Annotated in this window: 7 protein-coding genes; 6 read left to right on the forward strand and 1 reads right to left on the reverse strand. The window is 46.3% G+C overall.

The window, feature by feature from the left end; genetic code table 11:
• Window positions 1-113: 113 nt before the first annotated feature.
• Window positions 114-515 (forward strand): LysR substrate-binding domain-containing protein, encoded by a 402-nt coding sequence (locus FTV14_RS15630; protein ID WP_001183556.1) that lies wholly within the window; start codon window positions 114-116, stop codon window positions 513-515.
• 136 nt (window positions 516-651) lie between these two features.
• On the opposite strand, the gene FTV14_RS15635 is transcribed toward FTV14_RS15630, so the two are convergent.
• Window positions 652-1467, reverse strand: coding sequence for an APH(3')-I family aminoglycoside O-phosphotransferase (locus tag FTV14_RS15635; protein ID WP_000018323.1), 816 nt, complete (start codon window positions 1465-1467; stop codon window positions 652-654).
• A 129-nt stretch (window positions 1468-1596) separates the two neighbouring features.
• Between FTV14_RS15635 and FTV14_RS15640 the strand changes: the two genes are divergently transcribed.
• The 5 genes from FTV14_RS15640 (at window position 1597) to FTV14_RS15660 (ending at window position 5430) form a co-directional block, all read left to right on the forward strand.
• Window positions 1597-2301, forward strand: a complete 705-nt coding sequence (locus FTV14_RS15640; RefSeq protein ID WP_163451784.1) for an IS6-like element IS26 family transposase — start codon at window positions 1597-1599, stop codon at window positions 2299-2301.
• Window positions 2302-2373: 72 nt separating this feature from the next.
• Complete coding sequence (locus FTV14_RS15645) at window positions 2374-2967, forward strand: tyrosine-type recombinase/integrase (protein WP_205779272.1); 594 nt, start codon at window positions 2374-2376, stop codon at window positions 2965-2967.
• Between the two features lie 189 nt (window positions 2968-3156).
• Window positions 3157-4323, forward strand: coding sequence for a tetracycline-inactivating monooxygenase Tet(X3) (locus FTV14_RS15650; protein ID WP_024160783.1), 1167 nt, complete (start codon window positions 3157-3159; stop codon window positions 4321-4323).
• Window positions 4324-4471: 148 nt separating this feature from the next.
• Complete coding sequence (locus FTV14_RS15655; protein WP_001366550.1) at window positions 4472-5209, forward strand: recombinase family protein; 738 nt, start codon at window positions 4472-4474, stop codon at window positions 5207-5209.
• Entirely contained in the window at window positions 5206-5430 is a 225-nt protein-coding gene (locus FTV14_RS15660) for a hypothetical protein (RefSeq protein WP_000743213.1), read from the forward strand. The genes FTV14_RS15655 and FTV14_RS15660 overlap by 4 nt, the downstream gene beginning before the upstream one ends.
• Window positions 5431-5644: the final 214 nt, after the last annotated feature.

Below are 5644 nucleotides of genomic sequence, written 5' to 3' on the forward strand. Positions count from 1 at the left end.
GCCAGGCCTCAGCATTTTATTATGGTGATCCCCTGGGCGAAATGCGCCTGGTAAGCAGAGTTTTTGAAATGTAAGGCCTTTGAATAAGACAAAAGGCTGCCTCATCGCTAACTTTGCAACAGTGCCATTTTAAGCGTTATGCTAAGCCCAGGAAGCCGCAGGATCTTTTGAACCACAACTGCATTAACGTCCGCTATTCTGATACGAGTGGATTGTACGCCTGGGAATTCGAGAAAGATGCTCAGAAATTCAGTCTGAAAGTCAAAGGGCAATATATTGCGAACAGCACGATTCATCAGCTCGATGCAGCATTAGACGGGCTGGGGATTGCCTATATTCCCGAGTATGTTGCAGATGGATATATCAAAAGCGGCAAGCTGATTGCTGTTCTGACCGAGTGGTGTCCATATTTTGACGGCTACCATATTTATTATCCTCACCGCCGACAGGATTCTCCTGCGTTTATGGCTTTTCTGCAAGTTTTGCGTGACAGGTACAATAATGGAATAAGATAAATTTATGAGTAAAGGATTATGTCCACGATAAGCACCTGGGTCGATTCCTGGGAGGCGGCCATGAGGGTAGGGAAGCGCCGTCCCGTCAAGTCAGCGTAATGCTCTGCCAGTGTTACAACCAATTAACCAATTCTGATTAGAAAAACTCATCGAGCATCAAATGAAACTGCAATTTATTCATATCAGGATTATCAATACCATATTTTTGAAAAAGCCGTTTCTGTAATGAAGGAGAAAACTCACCGAGGCAGTTCCATAGGATGGCAAGATCCTGGTATCGGTCTGCGATTCCGACTCGTCCAACATCAATACAACCTATTAATTTCCCCTCGTCAAAAATAAGGTTATCAAGTGAGAAATCACCATGAGTGACGACTGAATCCGGTGAGAATGGCAAAAGCTTATGCATTTCTTTCCAGACTTGTTCAACAGGCCAGCCATTACGCTCGTCATCAAAATCACTCGCATCAACCAAACCGTTATTCATTCGTGATTGCGCCTGAGCGAGACGAAATGCGCGATCGCTGTTAAAAGGACAATTACAAACAGGAATCGAATGCAACCGGCGCAGGAACGCTGCCAGCGCATCAACAATATTTTCACCTGAATCAGGATATTCTTCTAATACCTGGAATGCTGTTTTCCCGGGGATCGCAGTGGTGAGTAACCATGCATCATCAGGAGTACGGATAAAATGCTTGATGGTCGGAAGAGGCATAAATGCCGTCAGCCAGTTTAGTCTGACCATCTCATCTGTAACATCATTGGCAACGCTACCTTTGCCATGTTTCAGAAACAACTCTGGCGCATCGGGCTTCCCATACAATCGATAGATTGTCGCACCTGATTGCCCGACATTATCGCGAGCCCATCTATACCCATATAAATCAGCATCCAGGTTGGAATTTAATCGCGGCCTCGAGCAAGACGTTTCCCGTTGAATATGGCTCATAACACCCCTTGTATTACTGTTTATGTAAGCAGACAGTTTTATTGTTCATGATGATATATTTTTATCGGCACTGTTGCAAATAGTCGGTGGTGATAAACTTATCATCCCCTTTTGCTGATGGAGCTGCACATGAACCCATTCAAAGGCCGGCATTTTCAGCGTGACATCATTCTGTGGGCCGTACGCTGGTACTGCAAATACGGCATCAGTTACCGTGAGCTGCAGGAGATGCTGGCTGAACGCGGAGTGAATGTCGATCACTCCACGATTTACCGCTGGGTTCAGCGTTATGCGCCTGAAATGGAAAAACGGCTGCGCTGGTACTGGCGTAACCCTTCCGATCTTCGCCCGTGGCACATGGATGAAACCTACGTGAAGGTCAATGGCCGCTGGGCGTATCTGTACCGGGCCGTCGACAGCCGGGGCCGCACTGTCGATTTTTATCTCTCCTCCCGTCGTAACAGCAAAGCTGCATACCGGTTTCTGGGTAAAATCCTCAACAACGTGAAGAAGTGGCAGATCCCGCGATTCATCAACACGGATAAAGCGCCCGCCTATGGTCGCGCGCTTGCTCTGCTCAAACGCGAAGGCCGGTGCCCGTCTGACGTTGAACACCGACAGATTAAGTACCGGAACAACGTGATTGAATGCGATCATGGCAAACTGAAACGGATAATCGGCGCCACGCTGGGATTTAAATCCATGAAGACGGCTTACGCCACCATCAAAGGTATTGAGGTGATGCGTGCACTACGCAAAGGCCAGGCCTCAGCATTTTATTATGGTGATCCCCTGGGCGAAATGCGCCTGGTAAGCAGAGTTTTTGAAATGTAAGGCCTTTGAATAAGACAAAAGGCTGCCTCATCGCTAACTTTGCAACAGTGCCAGTTTTATTACGAACGTGTTTTGGGTGGACAACGGAAAACATATTTCATCGAAAGACCAAAAAAAGAAAAAACACTTCCTGTTGTGATGAGTGAAGAAGAAACCATTCGGGTACTACGCGCTATTGAAAACGTGAAACACAAGGCTATTCTGATGACTATTTATTCGGCAGGTTTGCGCATTTCTGAATGTATAAACCTGAAAATAAAAGACATTGACTCCAAGCGCATGCAAATTCGTATAGAACAGTCAAAAGGAAAAAGAGATCGTTATACCATTTTATCTGAGAAAACATTAATTATTTTAAGAACATACTTTATGGAATATAAACCAAAAGATTATTTATTTGAAGGTCAAAAAGGTGGCGCATACTCAAGCCGAAGTATTCAAAACATTTTTAAAGCAGCTGTTTTAAAAGCAAAGATTCAAAAGGAAGTTACTGTACATACCTTACGACATAGCTTTGCAACGCATTTGCTTGAGAATGGTACGAGTTTACGTTATATTCAATCGTTGTTAGGTCATTCAAGCAGTAAAACAACTGAGGTTTATACACATATTACCACCAAGGGAATGGAACAATTAAAAAGTCCGATGGATTTGTTAGATATATAGAAAGGATTTGTATATTTGAGCAAAACTTAACAAAAAGCACTATGAATATAAATCCTTTTGAGAGAGTAGAAACGAACGGTAAACGGTTGAAAACGGATTTGTCACTGATAATGAAAGGTTTAGCAAAATAAGATATAGTGGATATATACGCCATTTGGCGTATAGCCACTTGTTATGTGCCATTTTTGAATGACAATGCGAATAGATACGGACAAACAAATGAATTTACTTAGTGATAAGAACGTTGCAATAATTGGTGGTGGACCCGTTGGACTGACTATGGCAAAATTATTACAGCAAAACGGCATAGACGTTTCAGTTTACGAAAGAGACAACGACCGAGAGGCAAGAATTTTTGGTGGAACCCTTGACCTACACAAAGGTTCAGGTCAGGAAGCAATGAAAAAAGCGGGATTGTTACAAACTTATTATGACTTAGCCTTACCAATGGGTGTAAATATTGCTGATGAAAAAGGCAATATTTTATCCACAAAAAATGTAAAGCCCGAAAATCGATTTGACAATCCTGAAATAAACAGAAATGACTTAAGGGCTATCTTGTTGAATAGTTTAGAAAACGACACGGTTATTTGGGATAGAAAACTTGTTATGCTTGAACCTGGTAAGAAGAAGTGGACACTAACTTTTGAGAATAAACCGAGTGAAACAGCAGATTTGGTTATTCTTGCCAATGGTGGAATGTCGAAAATAAGGAGCTTTGTTACCGACACGCAAGTTGAAGAAACCGGTACTTTCAACATCCAAGCTGATATTCTTCAACCGGAAATAAACTGTCCCGGATTTTTTCAGCTATGCAACGGCAACCGATTAATGGCGGGACATCAGGGCATTTTATTGTTTGCCAATCCCAATAATAATGGTGCATTGTATTTAGGAATTAGTTTTAAAACGCCCGATGAATGGAAAAATAAAATTCCCTTAGATTTTCAGGACAGAAACAGCGTTGCCGATTTTTTATTGAAAAGATTTTCCAAATGGAGTGAAGTTTACAAACAATTAATACGTTCGGTATCAACATTTCAATGCTTGCCCACAAGGAAATTTCCTTTGAACAATGATTGGAAAAGTAACCGTCCATTACCCATAACAATGATTGGCGATGCTGCTCATTTGATGTCGCCTTTTGCAGGACAGGGTGTAAATACGGGATTATTGGATGCTTTGATATTGTCTGAAAACCTTACAAACGGAGAATTTACAAGTATTGAAAATGCCATCGAAAACTACGAACAACAAATGTTTGTTTATGCAAAAGATACGCAGGACGAATCGACAGAAAACGAAACCGAAATGTTTAGTCCCAATTTTTCGTTTCAAAAATTATTGAATCTATAAACAGTAAGAAAAAACGGCTACTAACAAGCAGTTTTGCAATAGTGGGGCAGAAGTGCAAAATTGAACTTGTGTGCTTCTATCAACTTTTGTACATTAGCTGCCAGTTTAAGATGGGTGCATTTGAGTATGCCCAAAGGAGCCCGCAAGTATGCGCAGGACGAAGCCAGTAGCCGCGCCGATGGTGGCGCGGGTCTATCTGCGCGTCAGCACCGACGCGCAGGACTTGGAACGCCAAGAGGCGATCACTACGGCCGCGAAGGCCGCCGGCTACTACGTCGCCGGCATCTACCGTGAGAAGGCATCCGGCGCACGCGCCGACCGGCCTGAGCTGCTGCGCATGATCGGCGACCTACAGCCCGGCGAGGTGGTCATTGCCGAGAAGATCGACCGCATCAGCCGCCTACCTTTGCCCGAGGCCGAGCGCCTGGTGGCCTCGATACAGGCCAAAGGCGCACGCCTGGCCGTCCCTGGCGTGGTCGATCTATCCGACCTGGCGGCCGAGGCCCAGGGCGTCGCCAAGATCGTGCTGGAAGCCGTGCAGATCATGCTTTTTCGCCTGGCCTTGCAGATGGCCCGCGACGACTACGAGGACAGGCGCGAACGCCAGCGCCAAGGCATTGAGTTGGCCCGCCAGGCCGGGCGGTACAAGGGCCGCCGTGCTGATCCGAAGCGCCGCGCCCAAGTTGTCGCGCTGCGCAAGTCCGGCTACAGCATCAACAAGACCGCCGAGCTGGCCGGGTACAGTGCGGCCCAGGTGAAACGGATATGGGCCGAGGTCAGCCAGGCCGAAGCGAAGCAGCACGGCGCGTTCGTGGAGGACGCATTGACGGAAGCCGATGCCCTGGCCGCTGTCGGCCAGGATGAGCGCCAGGAGGAAAGGGCATGAAGAAGCCGAACCAAGACGACGAGCCGTTTTTCATCACCGAGGAGATTGCGGCCGAAATGATCGCCGGCGGCTATGAGTTCGAGCTGCCGCCCATTCCTTGCACCATCCGCCTACGCGACGTGCTGGAGCGCATGACCGATGCTGAGCTAGCATTGCAGCCGGGCGAGATCGCCGACCAGGAGCGTGAACGCTGCCGGCGCAAGCCGTGTTCAACCTCATGATCTGGTCATGGTATTTTTCATGGCACTGAGCCTGATAGTTCTTGCAAATTGTTGTCACTAAAGGGTTTTGTGTGCTTGTTTACAATCGAGTGGGAGTGACGGGCACTGGCTGGCAATGTCTAGCAACGGCAGGCATTTCGGCTGAGGGTAAAAGAACTTTCCGCTAAGCGATAGACTGTATGTAAACACAGTATTGCAAGGACGCGGAACATGC

This window comes from Acinetobacter sp. YH12236, from assembly GCF_013417645.1.
In the GTDB taxonomy this organism is placed as follows: domain Bacteria; phylum Pseudomonadota; class Gammaproteobacteria; order Pseudomonadales; family Moraxellaceae; genus Acinetobacter.